This window comes from Litoribacterium kuwaitense (genome assembly GCF_011058155.1).
GTDB classification, from domain to species: domain Bacteria; phylum Bacillota; class Bacilli; order Bacillales; family DSM-28697; genus Litoribacterium; species Litoribacterium kuwaitense.
On sequence record NZ_JAALFC010000140.1, the window covers coordinates 1 to 382 of the forward strand.

Genomic DNA, 382 nt, shown 5'->3' on the forward strand with positions numbered 1-382 from the left:
TGAAACGACTTCTCCCTTTGTATAAGAGCCACTCTGTCCAGGATCCCATGTTGTTACATTGTCCAACCCTACACCAGTCGCACCTGTTGGCCCTGTTGGCCCTGTTGGTCCTGTTGGTCCCGTTGCACCTGTTGGTCCGGCGACACCACTTAGGATTGCTTCGTAATCAGGTGAGCTACCCGGTGTCCCAGTTGGCGGAGCATTAACAACAACATAAAGCTTACCATCATATGAAACGACTTCTCCCTTTGTATAAGAGCCACTCTGTCCAGGATCCCATGTCGTTACATTGTCCAACCCTACACCAGTCGCACCTGTTGGCCCTGTTGGTCCCGTTGCACCTGTTGGTCCGGCGACACCACTTAGGATTGCTTCGTAATCA

General features: G+C 51.8%; 1 pseudogene. It reads right to left on the reverse strand.

Annotated elements, in window-relative coordinates:
• A pseudogene (locus G4V62_RS19600) lies at positions 1–382 on the reverse strand (BclA C-terminal domain-containing protein); the annotation flags it as partial.